Genomic DNA, 17917 nt, shown 5'->3' with positions numbered 1-17917 from the left:
GGATTGTAGGACTTCATCTATTCAGACTTCAGTCCTACCTGCTGAATATAATCCAGAAACCGTCTGGAGGCAGGAGACAGGTAACGGTCATGACGCCATTTCAAGCCGACCTCCCATTCCCAGCCCTCTTCCTCAATCGGAATCCAGACCAGGCCGTCCAGCAGCAAGCCCAGTGTCTGCGGCAGTACAGAGACTCCAAGCCCGGCTTTGATGAAGCCGGCTACCGTAATCAGGTCTTCTGCTTCATAGGTCGAGGCCAGCTCGAAATGGGTGTTTTTGAATAGCGAGCTAATCGTAGCTTTGAGTCCGCAGTTCGTTTTCAAGCCGACAAAGGGTTCACCGGACAGCTCAAACAAACTCAGACTGGAGCGTGAAGCAAACCGGTGCTGAGTGGAGACCACAATAAAGATCGGCATGCGCCGGATAATCATCCATTCGTCATCGGTCATTGTGGTTTCTCTGGAAGTAATCAGCATATCTGAAGTGCCGGTCTCCAGAGCTTCATCGATATCCCCGTGATTTCCCTGATACAAATCAAACCGGACCTTGGGGTTGCCCGCCTGATAATCCCTGATCAGTGAAGGCACCAGATCAACACCGAGAATATTCAGATATGAGATGTGTACCACGCCTGTCTCCGCATTCGAACATTCATCAATTTCACGAATACCGTTACCGATGTTCTTCATGGCTTCTTCCACCCATTTGCTGAACGTTACCCCATACCGGTTCAACTGAACGCCCCGTCCATTCCGCTCAAATAAAGGAACGCCCAGCTCATTCTCCAGTTTGGAGATGGCATGACTCAGCGCGGGCTGGGTAATTCTAAGCGCCTTGGATGCCGAAGTCATATGCTCAAGCCGGGCCACAGTCAGGAAATACTCCAATTGCGTTAGCTCCATTTCAGGACCCCTCTTATATTAATATTAGTAATGGATTTAATGAAAATAATAAATTAGACGCATGAGTAAATCAAGCATAAGATTAAAGAATCAAATGATGAAAAGGGGAACCAAACCATGACAATTACTTATGCAAATCCAATGACTGAATATGAAGGCAAAAAAATACTCGTAACAGGCGGAACTAAAGGTATGGGGGAGGCCATCGTAAACCGGTTTAAGGCTGCCGGTGCTACAGTGATGACTACTGCCCGCACACTCCCGTCCGGATTGACAGATGCTGACTTGTTCGTACAAGCAGATCTGTCTGCCAAAGAAGGCGTGGAGAAAGTGATTGCTGCGGTTAAGGAACGCTTAGGCAGCATCGATATCGTAGTAAATAACATTGGCGGCAGTACTACGCCTCCCGGCGGGTTCCTGGCGGCAAACGATGAGCACTGGATGGATGCGCTGAACTTGAATCTGCTTGCAGCCGTCCGGCTCGACCGGGGCCTGATCCCCTTGATGCTGGAACAGGGTAAGGGCGTAATTATCCACATTTCTTCTATTCAAAGAGTACTGCCGCTGATCGAATCCACCATTCCCTATGCTGCCGCCAAGGCTGCGTTAAGCAATTACAGTAAAAGCCTATCCAAAGAATTCTCCCCGCAAGGGATCCGTGTAAACCGTGTAGCTCCGGGATTCATTCAAACGACAGCGGCAGATGCCATGATGGAGAATATCGCCAAGGTTACGGGCAGTACGGAAAGCGCTCTGCAGTCCGTAATGGATGCGCTGGGCGGGATTCCGCTGGGCCGTCCCGGCTTCCCCGAGGAAGTAGGCGAGCTGGTGGCATTCCTGGCCTCCGACCGTGCAGCTTCCATTACGGGGGCCGAATATGTGATTGACGGAGGAACCGTGCCTACGGTCTAAGCTGCAGCCGTACTTGCACTTTCACTGGCAAGAAGGATCGATTCTGCGCTAAAAGATAAAGAACAGCCCTGCAAGCCACTTAATGGCTGCTCCAGGCTGTTCTTTTTGTCTGTTTCAGGATATTATTTCTTAAGATTAGCAGCTTTAATCTTTAGCTTTTCTTTAGATTTGGTTTAGACTGGATTAAGAATGGCAGGCTATAGTTACAGTTAGCGCAGCTTGCATGACTAGATAGAGGGGGATTTCACCATGTATACCATTCTCATAGCGGATGATGAATCGGAGATTGTAGAGCTTCTGCAGCTGTATCTGGAGAAGGAATACAACATTCTGCAAGCACAGAACGGGATTGAGGCATTGAAGCAGATGCAGAATAACAAGATAGATCTGGCCATTCTGGATATTATGATGCCGGGGATGGACGGGCTGCAGCTGCTGAAGCGGATCCGTGAGCATGAGCATTTCCCGGTGCTGTTCCTGTCAGCCAAGAGCCAGCATCATGATAAAATCCTAGGGCTTGAGCTGGGAGCAGACGATTATATCTCCAAGCCCTTCAATCCGCTGGAGATCGTTGCCCGTGTCGGTGCCCTGCTGCGCCGGGTGCATCAGTTCGATGCCAAGGCTGTAGAAGAAGAGCAGACGAAGGAACAGATTGTGCTCGGACGGTTAACGCTTGACCGGAGCAGCTGTCAGGTTGAGGTGGCCGGCGAACCGGTAGCCCTGACTTCTACGGAGTACAAAATCCTCGAACTGCTGATGGAGCAGCCGGGCCGGGTATTTACGCGCAAGAAGATTTATGAGGCCGTCTGGGAAGACTTCTATGTCTATGAGGACAACAGCATCATGGTGCATATCAGCAATATCCGCGATAAGATCGAGCGCGATTCCAAGAAACCGGAATACCTGAAGACGATCAGGGGATTGGGGTACAAAATTGAAGCACCCGTGGAAAAGTAGAGATAACCGTCCGCTGCAAACGTCGCTGACGATCGACTTTCTGCTGTTCAACTGTATGCTGGTGATGCTTGTACTGGTGGTCTATCTGTTCATCCAGAAGGATATCACTCACGTCATCATGGAGAAGCTGATCCCCGATCCGGATCTGTCGGTCGAAGCCGGAGATTACCGTAACGAGCTGGGCCAGGGACCGGAGAGCGACCGGCTGCTGCAAAGCGGAGGGTGGCTGGAGCTGCTCGATTCAGGCAAGCAGGTCATCCGCGTTATTGGAGATAAGCAGGATCAGACCCTGGGCTATGATGAGAACAGTCTGTTCCAGGGGCTGGAGAACCGCAGCGATCAGCCCTATTACTACTCCATTTCTCAAGTGGATAGTGACAGCGGAGTGGCCTGGCTGCTGCTCAAGATTCCCCGCGATGTGGTCAGCGTATCCATTAACAACGAAATGCTGTTGGCCTATCTGAATCATTCGGTGTTCTTTTATGTGTTTGTGGTCAGCGGGCTGATTCTGATGCTGATCTTTGTATATAGCTACTGGGTTTCCAGACGGATCAAGAAGCCCCTGCGGGTTCTAAATCTGGGAATGAACCGTATGATGGAAGGGCACTACAATACACGGATTGCCCTCTATGCGGAGACGGAGTTTCTGCGGATTGGCAATAGCTTCAACTATATGGCGGATGTCATTGAGCGGACTACGGAGGAGAAGCGGCAGGCCGAGAAGAGCAAGCAGCGGCTGATGGTCGATCTGTCACATGATCTGAAGACACCGATTACCAGTATTCAGGGTTATGCACAGGCGCTGATCGAAGGACGGGTTACGGACCCTGAACGGCAGACCAAATACCTGAATTACATTTATACCAAATCCGTACAGGTGACGAAGCTGATTCAGCATATGCTGGACCTGCTCAAGCTGGATTCACCGGATTTCATTCTTCGCGTGGAGCGGCTGGAGCTGGGAGATCAACTGCGGGAGATTATTGCCGACACTTACGGGGAAATTGAGCAAAAAGAGTTCCAGCTACAGCTGCAGCTGCCTGAAGAGCAGGTGTATGCCCATTATGATCCGGAGCTGTTCGCAAGCGTGATCAACAATCTGATCTCCAATGCGCTGGCCTATAATCCTGAAGGGACACGCATCCGTGTGACGGTCATTCCGGAGGACACGACTGTCCGGATTGAGATTGCAGATAATGGAGTGGGCATTCCCAAGGAGCTCTGGTCCACGATCTTCGATCCGTTTGTGCGGGGGGATGAAGCCCGGACGACAGCAAGCGGTGGGACAGGTCTCGGGTTATCCATTGCCAAAAAGAACGTAGAGAAGATGGGCGGTTCCCTGATGCTTGAGAGCCGGGAAGGGGAGCCGACGGTGTTCATGATCCGGATTCCCAGATAAATAACTTTCAGGAGGAATAATAATGAAGCAGGATACGTTCAAGGGGCTTGTGGAGATTTCTGACCGGGTAATTTCAAGTATAATCCGCTATGCAGTTACCGAAACACCGGGCATTGCCGGAATGTCCGGCAATCCGGTCAGCGGAAATCTGGCCCGGCGACTAAGCGGCAAAATTGGCACAAACGGGTTGTCTGTGGATGTTACGGATGAAGCCGTGGCGATTCAGCTGGATATCATTATTAACTACGGATACAAGATTCCTGAGGTATGCCAGATTCTTAAGGATAACGTCCATCAGGCCGTTGAGCATATGCTGGGTCTGTCTCCGCCTATCGTGAATATCAAGGTCGATAAGCTCGCTTTTCCCAACCTATAGATCTGTCTTCACGTCATCGGTATAGAAATCCTTCACGACCTTCCGGGCAGCCAGCTTGTTCTTCGAGTAGTTGATTCTATAGATGCAGGAATAGATGACATTTAGGACATATTCAAAGGCAATCTGCGAGGAAAAGGTGCCGATCTTGGCATGCTTCACTTCATCTTCAGGCACTTGGATACACAGGGTGCTGAGCTTGGCCAATTCCGTGCCGTGAGCTGCGGTGATGGTGATAAAGGGAATGCTGTTGCGCGTGAGGTACTTTGCCGCCTGCAAATTATTCGCTGATAACCCGTGATAGGTTAAGAAAATGGCACAGTCCTGCTGCGTAAGATTAACCGTATGATATTCCCACTCAGACAGCTCCGTCGCAATCACGGCGTATTTATTGATTTTGATTAATTTATTCTGGAAGCTCTTCGCCCGGATCTCGGAATCGCCCAGCGCATAGATGAAGATCTTGCCGGCCCGTTCAAGGATTTCAGCAGCCCCGGCTAACTGGGCATTCTCCAGAAAAGCAAAATTCTTCTCAATGGTTGCCTTCATTACTTCCGCAATTTCTTTGGCTACCTGAATGGGCGTTTCACCATGCTCAAACGGATAATTGACATCCACATTAGAAATGCTATGGACATCCATCTGGAACTCCCGGGCCAGCTTTAGAATGAATTCCTTATAGCCCGCAAGTCCGAGTTTATGCGTCAGGCGGTTAAGCGCCGAATGCGAGGTATAGGTGGCTTTGGCAAGCTCCTGTATGGACATCGGCAGTATACTTTCCTTATGGGTCAGGATATAGGCAGCAATGCTTCGTTCGTTGGGGGTAAAATGGTTCATTTCCTTTAATTGCAGCAGCAGCTTCATGACTAAGGTTCACCTCAAGAATTGAATTTCTAAGCTATAACAGACCCGGCTCTGAACATAATGTTCAAGGATTTACGCCGGTAAATACATATGAACGGATAATTGTACCGTTATGCCTGCTAAGTCTTCACGGCGGGTCTTTTTTTTCTATAATTAATGAAAGAGAATAGAAGAGGAGGAATTATGATGTTAACACTCGGCTATATCGGCAACGGCAAAAGCACCAACCGCTACCACCTTCCATTTTCCATGAACCGCGATCACCTGAAGGTCAAGACGATCTACGCCCGCACGCTTACGAAAGCGGAATGGCCCAGAGTGCCCGGGATTGAATACACGGACGATCTTGTATCCATGATGAATGACCCGGAGATTCAGCTGATTGTAGTATGCACCAACACCGATTCCCACTATCATTATGCCAAAATGGCGCTGGATCACGGCAAGCATGTTCTGGTGGAGAAGCCTTTCATGCTGACGGAAGAAGAAGCGGTCTCAATCTTTCGGTATGCCAAAGAGCGGAATCTTGTCATTCAGTGCTACCAGAACAGACGTTATGACTCGGATTTCCTCACCGCACAGCAGGTCATAGAATCCGGTAAGCTTGGAGATCTGCTGGAAGTGGAAATGCACTTTGATTACTACCGTCCTGAGGTTCCGGCTTCAACTCCATTCTCTAAGTACTACAGTTACTTGTATGGACATGGATGTCATACCATTGATCAGGTGTTGTCATACTTCGGCAAACCGGATACCATTCATTACGACGTCCGCCAATTGCTGGGACCGCAGCAGATGAATGATTACTTCGATCTGGATTTCTTCTACCCTTCGCTAAAAGTATCGGTTAAATCCAGCTACTTCCGGCTCAAAGAGCGGCCAAGCTTCGTACTCTACGGTAAAAAAGGTGTGTTCGTCAAGCAGACGAAGGACCGTCAGGAGGAGCATTTGAAGTTATTTTATCTGCCTAAGGGACATAGTGACTTCGGTATTGACCTGCCGGAGCATTATGGTATTCTAACGTATCTCGATGATGAGGGCAAGTACCATGAAGAGAAGGTCACCTCAGCCAAAGGCGATTATGCCAGGGTGTATGACGGGATCTATGATTCCATCGTCCTCGGCACAAATAAAGTGATTAAGGATGAAGAGACCATAGGCGTTATGCAGATTCTGGAGCAGGGAATGAAGGGGTGCCGCTAAATGAACTTGGGAATAGCCGGAGCCGGAATGATTGTCAAGGATCTGCTCAGCTTCATCGGAGAGATTCCGGGAATATCACTGACAGCCGTGTTCGCCAGACCCGGCAGGGAAGACGCTCTGCAGGAGCTGCAGAACCAGTACGGGATAGCCAGGCTCTATACAGATTACAGCGCCATGCTTCAGGATACAGACGTTGATACTATATATGTGGCATTGCCGAATCACCTGCATTATGCCTTCACCAAGGAGGCGCTGCTTAGCGGCAAGCATGTCATCTGCGAGAAGCCGTTTACGTCCAATCTGGCGGAGTTTCTGGAGCTGAAAGAGATCGCTGAGCGAAGGGAGCTTATCCTGGTTGAAGCCATCTCGAATCAATATTTGAACAATGTCGTGGCGGTGAAAGAGCAGCTGGCTGGTCTCGGTTCCATTAAAATGGTGACGTGCAATTATTCGCAGTATTCTTCCCGTTATGATGCTTTCAAACGCGGTGAGATTCTGCCTGCATTCAATCCGGAGATGTCCGGCGGCGCCTTGATGGACATTAATATCTACAACATCCATCTGGTCCTCGGGTTCTTCGGAAGTCCACTGTACGTGGAATACCGGGCGAACATGGAACGGGGAATCGATACGTCGGGAATGCTGCTGCTCGACTATGGTAATTTCAAATGCGTCTGCATTGGTGCCAAAGACAGCACAGCTCCTGGTGCAGTGAACATTCAGGGGACGGAGGGGTACATTCAGATCAATGGTTCTGCGAATGGATGCGACTCCTACGATTACGTCCTTAACCGGGAGAAGCCCGTCCGCGTGGATCGCAAGGATCACCCCCACCGGATGTATGACGAATTCCTTTACTTCGAACGATTCATCCGAGAGCAAGACAGAAAGACGGCCGCGGAAATGCTCGCACACAGTGAGCGGGTGATGCGGGTTATTGAACAGGCGAAGGCCAGCGCCGGGCTTGTGTTTGGATCAGATCGCGGATAATAAAGAGCAGGGCTTCTTCCGGTTGGGGGAAGCTCTGTTCTTTTGTTTATCTTTTCAGAGGAATGATATACAATTATTAACAAATGCCTAAAGGATGTGGACATAATGAATCTGGACAGAATTAGTGAAATTGCTCTTAACACAATGAGTCACCGGAAATCTCATCTGCAGAGAGAGACGGGGTTCGTCTATTATCATTGTCAGCGGGTAGCCAAGATTGCTCTAAGCTTAAGAAAAGAATTGTTCCCGGATGAAGGTACAATGGACGATATCATGTATGTTGCCTCAATCTTCCATGACGTTACCAAAGGAATTGAACCCCACCAGGAGACCGGCTCTGTTCTGGTCAAGTCACTGCTGAAGGATGAATGCTCCCTGGAGCAGCTGGAATTCATATCTGATATTATTGCATTACATAATATTCGCAATCATGAGGAGCTCCCGTACTACATAAAGCTTGTACAAGATGCTGATATGCTGGATCATTTCGGAACCATGGATATATGGATGAAATTCTTCCATAGTGCGCATGAAGAGGAGAATGTATGGGATACTATCCGGTTCTGGGAGAGTGAAGAGTTCGATAATTATCTTAAGAAGTCACGAGGTCAGCTGAATTTCGACCGCTCGAAGCAAATTTTTGATACTAAGCTGAAGTTTGAGCTGCAGTTCCAGGAACGTTTCAAGGCAGAGTGCAATGGAGAAGTAGATTTCAACTAACGAAGCAGATAAAACAGCAGGTACCCCGGAAAATTTTCCACAGGTGCCTGCTTTTTTATGGCTGTAGACAACAATGTTGTATGTTTTACAACTTTGATTCATGGGTAACCGGGTGTTTGGGAAGATTGTTGTATAAAATACAAGAATAATCCTGCTAAGTCGCTTAAATAGGGTGAAATCCTGCCTTTTATACAACAATTTTGGATTTGGGCTGATATTACGAGGGAAATGTTGTATTCTGTGCAGGATTTTATGAAAGTCACCAGATCTCTGCTACAGAAAGTCGATGATTCAAGGAATTTTGCAGGAAATAATTAACTTATTGTCGAATTTACTGGTTTGGGCTAATCCGGCGTACAGCCAGGGGCAGCTTACATACAATGGGGGAAGGAATTCGAACAACTATGAAAAAGATTGTATTACTGCTCACTACACTACTGCTGATGATCGGGCTGGGTTATCCGGGAGGCACCGGACAGGCAGCGGCAGCCGCAGCACCGAAGTACACGGAGATTTCCACATTTGTGGACGGGACACTTATGATCTCGGCATCCAAGTCTGTACTCGTCAATGGTTTGGCTTATGTACCTGTGAAGCTGCTGAATCAGATTCCCGGCTTTACCGTTGCTACCGCAGCCTCTGTTGTGACCCTCACCGGAAGTAAGGGAAGCGCAAAGTTGAACAAGGACAACTCCATACTCTACAAAAACTCCAACTATGTCGCGTTCAAAACACTGCTTAAGCTTGGAGCCATAGACGGCAAATATGCCACCAGTTCGTATTCGCTGTTCATCTGGAGTACGGAAGAAGGCAAAATAAAGAGCAACAGTATGCTCTACGCCATCAGCAAGCTGCCAGGAACAATGGGCCAGGCTGTGGGCAAGAAGGTCTATCTATATGCACATCCCGGCAGCCACTGGGTGACAGATGTTCAATACGCGGATGATACCAATACTTCTACGATCACCATGCTGAGTGAAGCTGGACTAACCTGGACGCTGGATCTGGACGACAGTGAGACCGACACTTTGTACACGGAAGAGAATCTCTTTGCTTTCAAAGAGAATTTCAACGGTGATTCGGCATGGGCTGTAAATGCAAAGATTCCGGACAGTCCTTTTAACAAAAAGTTGTCAGAATTCCCCCACTTCTAAAGTGGCTGGATGAATGACAACGGTTTGGACTTGGATTTTAAAGGGATTTCGGTTATGCTAGGGAAAGCGAATGTATGTTCCTGCAATGGTCTTGGCCGATTTGTTCGTGGATTGCGTCCATGGTTGATTTGGCCAGCTGGAACTTTGTTCTATTTTGCGGACTCGCCTTCGGGTTGAACAGCAAATCGAAGGCGCACCACGTACATAGGAGGCCTTCTTGTGCTCAAAGCATTCAAATATCGCCTGGAACCCACAACACAGCAGGCGGAACTATTCGCCAAAACCTTCGGCTGCGTACGCAAAGTCTACAATCTCATGCTCCATGACCGCATCGAATCGTACCAAAAGCATCAAGAAACTGGTGAGAAAATCAAGTTCAAGGCACCCGCGCAATACAAAAATGAATTTCCCTTTCTTAAAGAAGTCGATAGTTTGGCTCTGGCTAATGCGCAACTCCACCTGAATACCGCCTACCGCCACTTTTTCCAGCAGCCCGCCTCTGGTTTCCCCAAGTGGAAATCCCGCAAAAATCCCGTTCAATCCTACACCACGAATAATCAAAAAGGAACGATTGCAATTCAGGCGGGTCGCTATCTGAAGCTGCCCAAAATGAAGCCGGTACGTATCAAACTACATCGACAACCGGAAGGGGTGATCAAGTCAGCGACGATCTCCCGCACCGCATCCGGCAAGTACTTTGTCTCCCTGCTGTGCGAAACGGACATTCCGCCCAAACCCCAAACGGGTTCGGTGATCGGGATTGATCTCGGTCTTGCGCATTTTGCAATTTTCTCGGATGGAACAAAGGTACCGAATCCGAGAGTTCTCGCCCAAACCGCCGCTACCCTAGCGAAAGCGCAGCGCAAACTATCGCGCCGGGCGCAGCAGGCGAAGAAGGACGGACATCTGCTCAGCGAGAGCCGCAACTACCAGAAGCAGCGAATTCTGGTCGCCAAGCTGCATGAAAAAGTGGCCAACCAACGAAATGACTTTCTGAACAAACTCAGCACGGATCTCGTCAACAACCACGATGTGATCAGTGTGGAGTCGCTGAATGTCAAAGGGTTGGTTCGGAATCGCAGACTTGCCCGGTCGCTTCATGACGTCTCGTGGTCAAGCTTTCTATCCAAACTGACCTATAAAGCGGCGTGGTACGGCAAACAAGTCGTACAGGTGGACCGCTGGTTTCCTTCGAGCCAGCTGTGCTCGGCTTGTGGGCATCCAGGCGGGAAGAAGGCGCTCCACATCCGGGAATGGAGCTGCCCCAGCTGCGGTGTCCACCATGACCGTGACGTCAATGCGAGCTTGAACATTCGAACCGAAGGGCTTCGCCTGCTGCAAGGCACAGGAGTGCGTTAACTGGACCCCGAACCGCAGGGACTGCGGGGATCGCTTGGGTAGGGCGCTGAGCAGATGCGAAGGGAGGAAAAGCCGCTCCCTCCATTTGCTTAAGCGCGCAATAAATCTGACCGCTGCTCACGGATGTACGCCGTTTTGAGCAAGTCCGGGTTGTTTCCAAGAAGCCGCCACCTCTATAGGTGGGGGTAGTTCACGAATCCTAGAACAGCTTATCCCAGCAGTGATGCCGTATGGGCTGCTATCCGGGATGAGCGGATCATTACCGACATGACGTTTGAACAAGTCTATCTGTCATGGGGAGAGCCCGACAGCTACAACGAAGATTTGGGATATATCGTATACGGCCATCAATATCTGTATTTCGTTAATAACAAGCTGAAATATTATTATGAGCTGTAGATGATTGCGCCTAAGTCATTCGTAAATGGTACTACACTGAAAAAGCCTCACTGTTGAGGCTTTTTCTTTTGAAATATAAAACTAAGAATTCTGCAGGGACTGGTTGAATTTCAACCTTTGTTCATACCCATGAATATAGTTGAAGCCTGAGTGAGTTAACTCACCTGAATTAGCATAACCGGCTTCGTGAATATGGGTCAGGGTAATCTTGAAATCTCTTTCGTCCATACCTATTTGATTGAAGCGGGGTTCCTTCTCTTCTTCAAGCAACTTCAGAATCTGATATACCGGGTCCGTACGTAGCAATTCATTCAGCTTCCTTCCTGTAAGCAATATGGCTTTAGCATATGCACAAGGAGGGATGTTGGTGACCAACTAATACTAAGAAGGGGGCAAATAAATGAATGATTCGATCACTCTATTGCCAAGAGACAAACACGATTTTGAACGGGTACACGATCTGAAGAAGCTGGATAAACAGGACCTCATTCCATTAATCCCGGAGTTGTTACAATGGCTGCAGGATATAAACTGGCCGATAGCAAAAGAAGTGGCCAATTTGTTGCTGTCGGTTCCTAAAGAGACGGTTCCATACGTAGCGGAGGTTCTAAACGGAGGAGATGGCATATGGAAGGCATGGTGCCTGCAGTGTTATGTTAGCCAATTGCCTGAGGAATTCAGACATCCATTAGAGAAGCAGATTCAGCGAATAGCCTATAACCCAACCAAGGGTGAGGAACTTGAAGAAGTCCATATTACAGCAAGAGAATTGCTCAAGGATTTCAGCTGAATTCCTTGAGCAATTGTAATTATTGCATACCGTGGCCCGTAATCGTCTTTGTCTCCAGACATTCCGCAATACCATATTCCCCGTATTCTCTGCCAAGCCCTGACTGTTTGTAACCGCCGAAGGGGGCTTTCATTTCCGGGCTGGCACCATTAATGCTCACAACACCTGCAGCAATTCTGGAGGCAACCCGGTTGGCCTGATCCAGGTCCGTGGAATGCACATAGGCCCCAAGCCCATAGTTGGTGTTATTGGCGATAGCAATCGCTTCTTCCACGGTCTTATAGGTGAGAACCACTAATACGGGTCCGAAGATTTCCTCTCTGGCAATCGTCATGTCCTCCGTAACATTAACGAACAGGGTGGGTTTAACGAAATATCCATGTTCTAATCCCGCAGGCCGGCCGATACCTCCGGTCACCAATTCAGCACCTTCATCGATCCCTGTCTGAATATAACGCTGTACGTTCAGGAACTGCTTCTCCGTAACAATAGGGCCAAGCACCGTGTCTTCCTCCCAGGGATTGCCGACCTTCACTGCCCCGATAGCTGATTGTGCCAGCTGCTTCACCTCCTGGAGACGATGCTCCGGGACAAGAAGGCGTGTACCTGCTACGCAAGCCTGCCCATTATTCATAAATCCTTGAGCTACTGCTACTGGAATCACTTTGGTGTAATCGACATCATCCAGAATTATGTTAGGTGACTTACCGCCGAGTTCCAACGTAACCCGTTTCAGCATTTCTGCTGCACCTTTCAGGATTTCTTTGCCGACACGGGTCGATCCGGTAAAAGAAATAAACGCAACATCCGGATTGCGGGTGAATTCAGCACCCACGGTATGACCGTAACCATTCACGACATTAATGACTCCTTTGGGGAGTCCTGCATGGTGGAAGGCTTCCGTAATTCTTTCGGTCTGCAGGGCACTAAGCTCACTCGGCTTGATGACAACCGTACATCCCGCAGCAATGGCAGCCGCAAGCTTCGCCGTGATTTGTGAATAACTTGCATTCCAGGGCGTAATGATCCCGACGACACCGGCAGGCTCAGAGACTACCTTGGCAGAAGCGATATAACGGACAAACTCAAAGTTGTCCAGCGCCTGCTTCGTATCGAGGAAATTAGCGGCAGCCAGCTTCACGCGGCCGATGGCTGATTTTGTCGGGGCGCCATATTCCATAATATTCGCTTCCGCCATTGCATCCATATTCGCCAGTACAGCATCATGCAGCCGCTGCAGCATTTCACTACGCTCTTCCACAGAAGTCTGAGAGAAAGTTGCAAAAGCTTCCTTAGCCGCAGCAATAGCCAGTCGGGCATCCTCTTCATTACCGAGTACAACCTGACCTATCACTTTTTGGGTAGCCGGGTTGATCAGCCGCTGAATCTCCTTCCCTTGCGGTTCGATATACTCGCCATTCACATACATGCGATCCAATGTAAACATGTAGACATTCTCCTGTTCTTAAGATGGGATAGTATGAAGACGAGGAAATAATATCACGATAAGTAATCAAAGTAAACAAAAAGAGCATAAAGTGTCTATATTGTTTATTTTGTTTCTTGCTATGTGATTTTCATGTATAATGGGTTCACTGGCCAACAGGAGGAAAAAACAGTATGTCCTTAGACCCAAAGAAGTCCCAGGCGCAAAGCAAGCTATTGAAAAAAATCATTCCAGCCGTTATGAAGGATGGCTTCCAGCAGCTGAAAATGGAAGAAATCGCGAAGCTGATGGATGTCAGCCGTGCGACTATGTACAAGCATTTCTCCTCCAAAGAAGAGATCATTACTGGTGTAGTGTACATTTTTGTGGACTACATAGATCAATTGAAGCTTCCTTCCGTGCAGGTGGAGGAAGAATTCCTCGGGGTTTCTTTTCAGCAGCTGTTTGAGCAGTCAATTTCGCTCGCCGGTAAAATATCTGAGGTGTTCCTGAAGGAGCTGCAGAGCGCTTACCCGGAGCTGTCCGACAGCCTGAGGTCGGCATTATTGCAGCGCGAGCAGCAATCGCTGGAATTCTACCGCCATGGTATAGACAAAGGCATATTCCAGCCGCTCAACGAAAGGTTCATTCTGCTTCAAGATGAGCTGCTGCTGCGCGAGATTATGAATACGAAATATTTACTGCAGAATCAGACCTCCATTCAGCAGGTACTGACGGACTATTATCACTTCAAGAAAATCCAGCTGTTCCGCCCGGAGAAGATGGGGCTCATCGATGATCATCTGATCATTCCGGTCATTAATCATGTCGCAGAGAAATACAATCGTACACTGTAGGAGGACAATATGCAGCTAATTCACCCAAAAGATATCCAAACTCAAATCGACCGGTTCACCGGTCAGGACCTTTATATACACCTGGAGCTCACAACTGGTGCTTATGCCAGTCACATTGACAGTTCGCGTCCGCCGGGATCGGCGTTCATCAGTAATGCACTTATCCGCTACACGCACGGCTCGATTTCGGGAACAGGTCCTTACCGGGTCGGCCTGAAGACAGAGCAGGGCTGGATTTATGCCGAGGGGCTTACCCATGTGGATGAGAACGAAACTGAGAGGCTAATCCTGGCCGGACATGATAATCAAGGCAAGCTGATTGTGGCGCTGCAGCTTAGCCGGAACCCTTTTTAATGCAAATGGAGGATCAAGCAACCGTGAATAGCAGACCTATGGACAATAAGAAGATCTTAGTTGTACTTCCCCATCCCGATGATGAGGCGTACTTTGTATCCGGAACCTTGGCTATGTACATTGAAGAAGGGGCTGAGGTTACTTATGCTTGTCTGACACTCGGCGAGATGGGCCGCAACATGGGGGTTCCTTTAATCGCGAACCGGGTTACCCTGCCGGTGATCCGTAAGGAGGAGCTCGCCGCGTCCTGTCAGGCAATAGGAATTCAAGACTTAAGAATGCTCGGCTTCCATGATAAAATGATCGAGTTCGAAGACCCGGATCTGCTGGATAGTCAGATTATGAAGCTGATTCAGGAGCTGGCTCCGTCGCTAGTCATTACCTTTTATCCGGGGTACAGCGTTCATCCTGATCATGATGCCACCGGCGCTGCTGTTATTCGCACCATTGCCCGGTTACCTCTGACAGAAAGGCCAGTTGTACATTGCTCCGCTTTCTCTAACAATCATGAGAAGATGATCGGGAAAGCGGATGTAACTATAGATGTGACCTCATTCCTCGCTGTGAAGATTAAGTCTATTCTATCGCACAGCTCCCAGTTCCAAGCAGACAAGCTTCTTGGCGGCCGTGATATAACAGATGATATTATCCGTAGCAAGTTCGGCATAGAACGGTTCTGGACCTATTCATTCGAGGAGCATGATACGACTAAACGGATTGGAGAATTGCTGTGTGCGCAGACATAAGTGCTAAGTACATAGAACAAGTTTCCGTTACCGAACCGGACTATATTGCCGTTAATCTCGAAGATGCAGTGAATTATGTGATGAATTTAGCTCGATAGGAGTGTTACTGATGGCAGAACAACAAGTGTACATACGGTTCCCTGAGGATACAGATGCTGTTGAGCTGACGGCGATGTACAAGCGCAACCGGGAGTTTTTTGAGAAACATTCGCCTGATGTACCTGAGGAGTTCTATACAGAAGAGTACCAGCGCGACAAGATTGCACAGTATAAGGAAGACAGGGCAGAGGACGAAAGATACGATTTTCTGGTATGTCACAAGGCAGATCACCGGATTATCGGCACCGTAGGGTTGTCTTTTGTGGTGCGGGGACCGCTGCAGAGCTGCATGATCGGGTACAGCCTGGATAAGGATTATAACGGAAGAGGCTACATGACTGAGGCTGTGAAGCAAGTAGTACACTATGCCTTCGAGGAGCTGAAGTTCCACCGGATCACAGGGGAAGCTTCCCCCGGTAATCCCGGATCAATCCGTGTGCTGGAGAATGCCGGGTTCCACAAGGAAGGAATTGCCCAGCGCAACGTGAAGATCAAGGGAGTATGGGAGGATCATCAGATTCTGGCCATTCTCAATCCGTCAGATCTTATCTAACAGAAGCAATGCAGTCATAGCATTCATAATCTTAATTCCGGAGGTTCATCTATGAGTCAGCGTTTGTGTATTACCCGTTCGATGCAGGAAGGCAATGCAGAGCAAGCCATTACATTGGAAGAGTGCACACAGTATTTTGCAGACAAACCCGATTTCTCGTACTCGCAAGTCTTAACGGTAAAAGGACCCGAGAGCACGATGTCCATTGAGGGTGACTTTTTCATGTGGAGCTATGAAGGGATGGAGTTTCCTTTCCGGTTGTACATGGGAGATCTGTACGTAGCCCTTTCCACAGAAGCCATAGTTCCTGTAATGCTCGAGGTTGCCACCGCCCTGCGGGCTGACGTGGTTGAAGGGTAGCTTGGGGAAAGTTCAGGTTAATCTGTTTATTACACATTAAGTAACCCCTGGTGATGTTATATTTATCCAATGAGTACGGCACATTTAGGGGGCAATAGAATGAATACCTATCAGACGATCGAAAATGCGTTGCACGAGATGTTAACCGATTTTGTTGAGAATGGACCGTTTACGGGATTAGCTATAGGCATTGTTAAAGATAACGAGGTTATCTTCACAGGTGAGTATGGAGCAGCCAATGTGGCGACGGGTGAGCCAGTGGATAGCAGCACTTTATTTCATCAAGCCTCCGTCTCCAAAACATTCGTAGTTACAGCGGTTATGCAGCTGGTGGAACGCGGACAGGTAGAGCTGGATTCGCCCGTCAAGAACTATCTTCCTTATATCAAAATGGAGGATGAACGTTATCTTCAGATTACTGTAGGGCAGCTGCTCAACCATACCTCCGGCATGCCGGATGAAGAGGATTATGCCTGGGACCGGCCTGAATACGATGAAGAGAGTCTCGAACGGTACGTGAAAAGCGTCAGCCGTCACAAGCTGCTGAGCGAACCCGGCACTCATTTTGCTTATAGTAATATCGCTTATGAGATTCTGGGGGATTTGATCGCCAAGGTCAGCGGTCTGAGCTTTGAGCAGTATATGAATGAGCATATTCTTGAACCGGCGGGGATGACATCCAGTTCATTTCTGAAGCAGGAGGTGGAAAGTGCTCTGGCCGCTCCTCATGTGCTGAAGAATTCAGCAGGGTACGGCCCCGCCGTAAGTGAGGTGTTTCCATACAACAGGGCGCATGCCCCCAGTTCCACGCTGTATACCAATGCCCAAGATATGTGCCAATATTTGCTGATGCAGCTGAGCCAGGGGAAGGCCAAGGACCGGTATAACGCCTTACAGCCCGGCAGCTATGATCTGATGTGGAATCCTACTATGGCTACAGGCTGGGGCCCTGAGCATGAGCAGGTCGGGCTGGGCTGGTTCCTGGGTGAGTATAAAGGGTCCCGGATTCTCTCGCATTCCGGATGGGATACCGGCTTTCTGAGTGACCTGATCCTGTTCCCGGATGACAATATAGGCATCTCTATAATGACCAACTGTGACTATGTATGGCTTGGCAGTGCAACCTATCCAATTCTTGATCTGCTGCTGGGTTCGGATATTAGTCAGCTCAAGCAGTCGATGGCACATCTTGTTGCCGAAGCTGCTGTAACGAATGGAATCGATAAAGCACTTGAAGAATACCAGCGTATCAATAGTTTGGAGCAAGACAAGTATTATTCCGCAGATTTTGAATTTGTGCGTGTCTCCGATACCTTAAGCTGGAGGGGTCACCATGAAGAAGCTATCCGCGTTCTTACCTGTGCTGCCGCAATCTTCCCTGATAGTGAATCTGTTTCAGGAAGATTGAAGGGGCTTATGGCAGAAGCATAGACGTTTTGCAGATACTTAATAAGAACCTATCAAGGCTCCGCCGACAGTCAGAAGGACTGCGGAGGAGCC

The 17917-nt window shown here is 48.8% G+C and carries 21 protein-coding genes; 17 read left to right on the top strand and 4 right to left on the bottom strand.

From position 1 onward, the window contains the following. Window positions 1–17 precede the first annotated feature (17 nt). Window positions 18–902 carry a LysR family transcriptional regulator gene (locus NSU14_RS14520; protein WP_076246003.1) on the bottom strand — a complete coding sequence of 295 codons (885 nt, stop codon included), beginning with the start codon at window positions 900–902 and terminating at the stop codon, window positions 18–20. A 117-nt stretch (window positions 903–1019) separates the two neighbouring features. On the opposite strand from NSU14_RS14520, the gene NSU14_RS14515 reads away from it, so the two are divergent. From NSU14_RS14515 to NSU14_RS14500, 4 genes are all read left to right on the top strand, one after another. Further along, on the top strand, window positions 1020–1814 hold the full coding sequence (locus NSU14_RS14515) for an SDR family oxidoreductase (RefSeq protein WP_340945757.1): 795 nt from the start codon (window positions 1020–1022) through the stop codon (window positions 1812–1814). Between the two features lie 249 nt (window positions 1815–2063). Further along, complete coding sequence (locus NSU14_RS14510) at window positions 2064–2771, top strand: response regulator transcription factor (protein WP_042137244.1); 708 nt, start codon at window positions 2064–2066, stop codon at window positions 2769–2771. Further along, on the top strand, window positions 2749–4170 hold the full coding sequence (locus NSU14_RS14505) for a sensor histidine kinase (RefSeq protein ID WP_340945754.1): 1422 nt from the start codon (window positions 2749–2751) through the stop codon (window positions 4168–4170). Before NSU14_RS14510 ends, NSU14_RS14505 begins: the two co-directional genes overlap by 23 nt. Before the next feature lie 22 nt (window positions 4171–4192). After that, window positions 4193–4546, top strand: coding sequence for an Asp23/Gls24 family envelope stress response protein (locus NSU14_RS14500; protein WP_039291716.1), 354 nt, complete (start codon window positions 4193–4195; stop codon window positions 4544–4546). Here NSU14_RS14500 and NSU14_RS14495 read toward each other — a convergent pair. Beyond that, window positions 4541–5407: a MurR/RpiR family transcriptional regulator gene (locus NSU14_RS14495; RefSeq protein WP_340945751.1), complete on the bottom strand. Its 867-nt coding sequence runs from the start codon at window positions 5405–5407 to the stop codon at window positions 4541–4543. The genes NSU14_RS14500 and NSU14_RS14495 overlap by 6 nt on opposite strands. A 186-nt stretch (window positions 5408–5593) precedes the next feature. Between NSU14_RS14495 and NSU14_RS14490 the strand changes: the two genes are divergently transcribed. From NSU14_RS14490 to NSU14_RS14465, 6 genes are all read left to right on the top strand, one after another. Next, the gene (locus NSU14_RS14490; RefSeq protein ID WP_340948944.1) at window positions 5594–6610 is read left to right on the top strand and encodes a Gfo/Idh/MocA family oxidoreductase; all 1017 of its coding nucleotides are present in this window, start codon (window positions 5594–5596) and stop codon (window positions 6608–6610) included. After that, the gene (locus NSU14_RS14485; protein ID WP_340945747.1) at window positions 6611–7600 is read left to right on the top strand and encodes a Gfo/Idh/MocA family protein; all 990 of its coding nucleotides are present in this window, start codon (window positions 6611–6613) and stop codon (window positions 7598–7600) included. A gap of 105 nt (window positions 7601–7705) precedes the next feature. Continuing rightward, window positions 7706–8320 (top strand): HD domain-containing protein, encoded by a 615-nt coding sequence (locus NSU14_RS14480; RefSeq protein ID WP_340945744.1) that lies wholly within the window; start codon window positions 7706–7708, stop codon window positions 8318–8320. A gap of 404 nt (window positions 8321–8724) precedes the next feature. Beyond that, window positions 8725–9474 (top strand): hypothetical protein, encoded by a 750-nt coding sequence (locus tag NSU14_RS14475; RefSeq protein ID WP_340945742.1) that lies wholly within the window; start codon window positions 8725–8727, stop codon window positions 9472–9474. 219 nt (window positions 9475–9693) lie between these two features. After that, on the top strand, window positions 9694–10833 hold the full coding sequence (gene tnpB / locus NSU14_RS14470) for an IS200/IS605 family element RNA-guided endonuclease TnpB (protein WP_340945740.1): 1140 nt from the start codon (window positions 9694–9696) through the stop codon (window positions 10831–10833). Between the two features lie 267 nt (window positions 10834–11100). After that, window positions 11101–11232: a hypothetical protein gene (locus NSU14_RS14465; protein ID WP_256703943.1), complete on the top strand. Its 132-nt coding sequence runs from the start codon at window positions 11101–11103 to the stop codon at window positions 11230–11232. Between the two features lie 81 nt (window positions 11233–11313). On the opposite strand, the gene NSU14_RS14460 is transcribed toward NSU14_RS14465, so the two are convergent. After that, window positions 11314–11460 (bottom strand): hypothetical protein, encoded by a 147-nt coding sequence (locus NSU14_RS14460; protein ID WP_340945733.1) that lies wholly within the window; start codon window positions 11458–11460, stop codon window positions 11314–11316. A 172-nt stretch (window positions 11461–11632) separates the two neighbouring features. Between NSU14_RS14460 and NSU14_RS14455 the strand changes: the two genes are divergently transcribed. Beyond that, the gene (locus tag NSU14_RS14455) at window positions 11633–12022 is read left to right on the top strand and encodes a DUF5071 domain-containing protein (protein ID WP_340945731.1); all 390 of its coding nucleotides are present in this window, start codon (window positions 11633–11635) and stop codon (window positions 12020–12022) included. A gap of 19 nt (window positions 12023–12041) precedes the next feature. Here the strand turns inward: NSU14_RS14455 and NSU14_RS14450 are convergent, their stop codons facing one another. Further along, a complete protein-coding gene (locus NSU14_RS14450) occupies window positions 12042–13469 on the bottom strand; it encodes an aldehyde dehydrogenase family protein (protein ID WP_340945729.1) in 1428 nt (475 codons plus the stop codon). 173 nt (window positions 13470–13642) lie between these two features. Between NSU14_RS14450 and NSU14_RS14445 the strand changes: the two genes are divergently transcribed. The 6 genes from NSU14_RS14445 to NSU14_RS14420 all read left to right on the top strand — a co-directional run bounded on the left by NSU14_RS14445 (window position 13643) and on the right by NSU14_RS14420 (window position 17848). After that, the gene (locus tag NSU14_RS14445; RefSeq protein WP_340945727.1) at window positions 13643–14305 is read left to right on the top strand and encodes a TetR/AcrR family transcriptional regulator; all 663 of its coding nucleotides are present in this window, start codon (window positions 13643–13645) and stop codon (window positions 14303–14305) included. 9 nt (window positions 14306–14314) lie between these two features. Further along, window positions 14315–14659, top strand: a complete 345-nt coding sequence (locus NSU14_RS14440; protein WP_042137271.1) for a YojF family protein — start codon at window positions 14315–14317, stop codon at window positions 14657–14659. A gap of 38 nt (window positions 14660–14697) precedes the next feature. Continuing rightward, the gene (gene bshB2, locus NSU14_RS14435) at window positions 14698–15405 is read left to right on the top strand and encodes a bacillithiol biosynthesis deacetylase BshB2 (RefSeq protein ID WP_076245831.1); all 708 of its coding nucleotides are present in this window, start codon (window positions 14698–14700) and stop codon (window positions 15403–15405) included. A 109-nt stretch (window positions 15406–15514) separates the two neighbouring features. Further along, window positions 15515–16057 (top strand): GNAT family N-acetyltransferase, encoded by a 543-nt coding sequence (locus NSU14_RS14430; protein WP_340945722.1) that lies wholly within the window; start codon window positions 15515–15517, stop codon window positions 16055–16057. A 51-nt stretch (window positions 16058–16108) separates the two neighbouring features. Next, a complete protein-coding gene (locus NSU14_RS14425; RefSeq protein ID WP_340945721.1) occupies window positions 16109–16417 on the top strand; it encodes a hypothetical protein in 309 nt (102 codons plus the stop codon). A 99-nt stretch (window positions 16418–16516) separates the two neighbouring features. Then, window positions 16517–17848 carry a serine hydrolase domain-containing protein gene (locus NSU14_RS14420; RefSeq protein ID WP_340945719.1) on the top strand — a complete coding sequence of 444 codons (1332 nt, stop codon included), beginning with the start codon at window positions 16517–16519 and terminating at the stop codon, window positions 17846–17848. The last annotated feature ends 69 nt before the right edge of the window (window positions 17849–17917 follow it).

The sequence above is a fragment of the Paenibacillus sp. FSL R10-2771 genome, from assembly GCF_038000205.1.
Lineage (GTDB): Bacteria > Bacillota > Bacilli > Paenibacillales > Paenibacillaceae > Paenibacillus_AQ > Paenibacillus_AQ phytohabitans.
This window is presented reverse-complemented; position numbering and strand designations above follow the sequence as displayed.

What these genes read in the sequence shown, in the direction of transcription:
- NSU14_RS14475 (WP_340945742.1), top strand. Translation starts at nt 8,725, where the DNA reads ATGAAAAAGATTGTATTACTGCTCACTACACTACTGCTGATGATCGGG.
- NSU14_RS14455 (WP_340945731.1), top strand. Translation starts at nt 11,633, where the DNA reads ATGAATGATTCGATCACTCTATTGCCAAGAGACAAACACGATTTTGAA.
- NSU14_RS14465 (WP_256703943.1), top strand. Translation starts at nt 11,101, where the DNA reads ATGACGTTTGAACAAGTCTATCTGTCATGGGGAGAGCCCGACAGCTAC.
- NSU14_RS14510 (WP_042137244.1), top strand. Translation starts at nt 2,064, where the DNA reads ATGTATACCATTCTCATAGCGGATGATGAATCGGAGATTGTAGAGCTT.
- NSU14_RS14500 (WP_039291716.1), top strand. Translation starts at nt 4,193, where the DNA reads ATGAAGCAGGATACGTTCAAGGGGCTTGTGGAGATTTCTGACCGGGTA.
- NSU14_RS14520 (WP_076246003.1), bottom strand. Translation starts at nt 902, where the DNA reads ATGGAGCTAACGCAATTGGAGTATTTCCTGACTGTGGCCCGGCTTGAG.
- NSU14_RS14425 (WP_340945721.1), top strand. Translation starts at nt 16,109, where the DNA reads ATGAGTCAGCGTTTGTGTATTACCCGTTCGATGCAGGAAGGCAATGCA.
- NSU14_RS14460 (WP_340945733.1), bottom strand. Translation starts at nt 11,460, where the DNA reads ATGGACGAAAGAGATTTCAAGATTACCCTGACCCATATTCACGAAGCC.
- bshB2 (WP_076245831.1), top strand. Translation starts at nt 14,698, where the DNA reads ATGGACAATAAGAAGATCTTAGTTGTACTTCCCCATCCCGATGATGAG.
- NSU14_RS14440 (WP_042137271.1), top strand. Translation starts at nt 14,315, where the DNA reads ATGCAGCTAATTCACCCAAAAGATATCCAAACTCAAATCGACCGGTTC.
- NSU14_RS14430 (WP_340945722.1), top strand. Translation starts at nt 15,515, where the DNA reads ATGGCAGAACAACAAGTGTACATACGGTTCCCTGAGGATACAGATGCT.
- NSU14_RS14490 (WP_340948944.1), top strand. Translation starts at nt 5,594, where the DNA reads ATGTTAACACTCGGCTATATCGGCAACGGCAAAAGCACCAACCGCTAC.
- NSU14_RS14445 (WP_340945727.1), top strand. Translation starts at nt 13,643, where the DNA reads ATGTCCTTAGACCCAAAGAAGTCCCAGGCGCAAAGCAAGCTATTGAAA.
- NSU14_RS14450 (WP_340945729.1), bottom strand. Translation starts at nt 13,469, where the DNA reads ATGTTTACATTGGATCGCATGTATGTGAATGGCGAGTATATCGAACCG.
- NSU14_RS14495 (WP_340945751.1), bottom strand. Translation starts at nt 5,407, where the DNA reads ATGAAGCTGCTGCTGCAATTAAAGGAAATGAACCATTTTACCCCCAAC.
- NSU14_RS14480 (WP_340945744.1), top strand. Translation starts at nt 7,706, where the DNA reads ATGAATCTGGACAGAATTAGTGAAATTGCTCTTAACACAATGAGTCAC.
- NSU14_RS14515 (WP_340945757.1), top strand. Translation starts at nt 1,020, where the DNA reads ATGACAATTACTTATGCAAATCCAATGACTGAATATGAAGGCAAAAAA.
- NSU14_RS14485 (WP_340945747.1), top strand. Translation starts at nt 6,611, where the DNA reads ATGAACTTGGGAATAGCCGGAGCCGGAATGATTGTCAAGGATCTGCTC.
- NSU14_RS14420 (WP_340945719.1), top strand. Translation starts at nt 16,517, where the DNA reads ATGAATACCTATCAGACGATCGAAAATGCGTTGCACGAGATGTTAACC.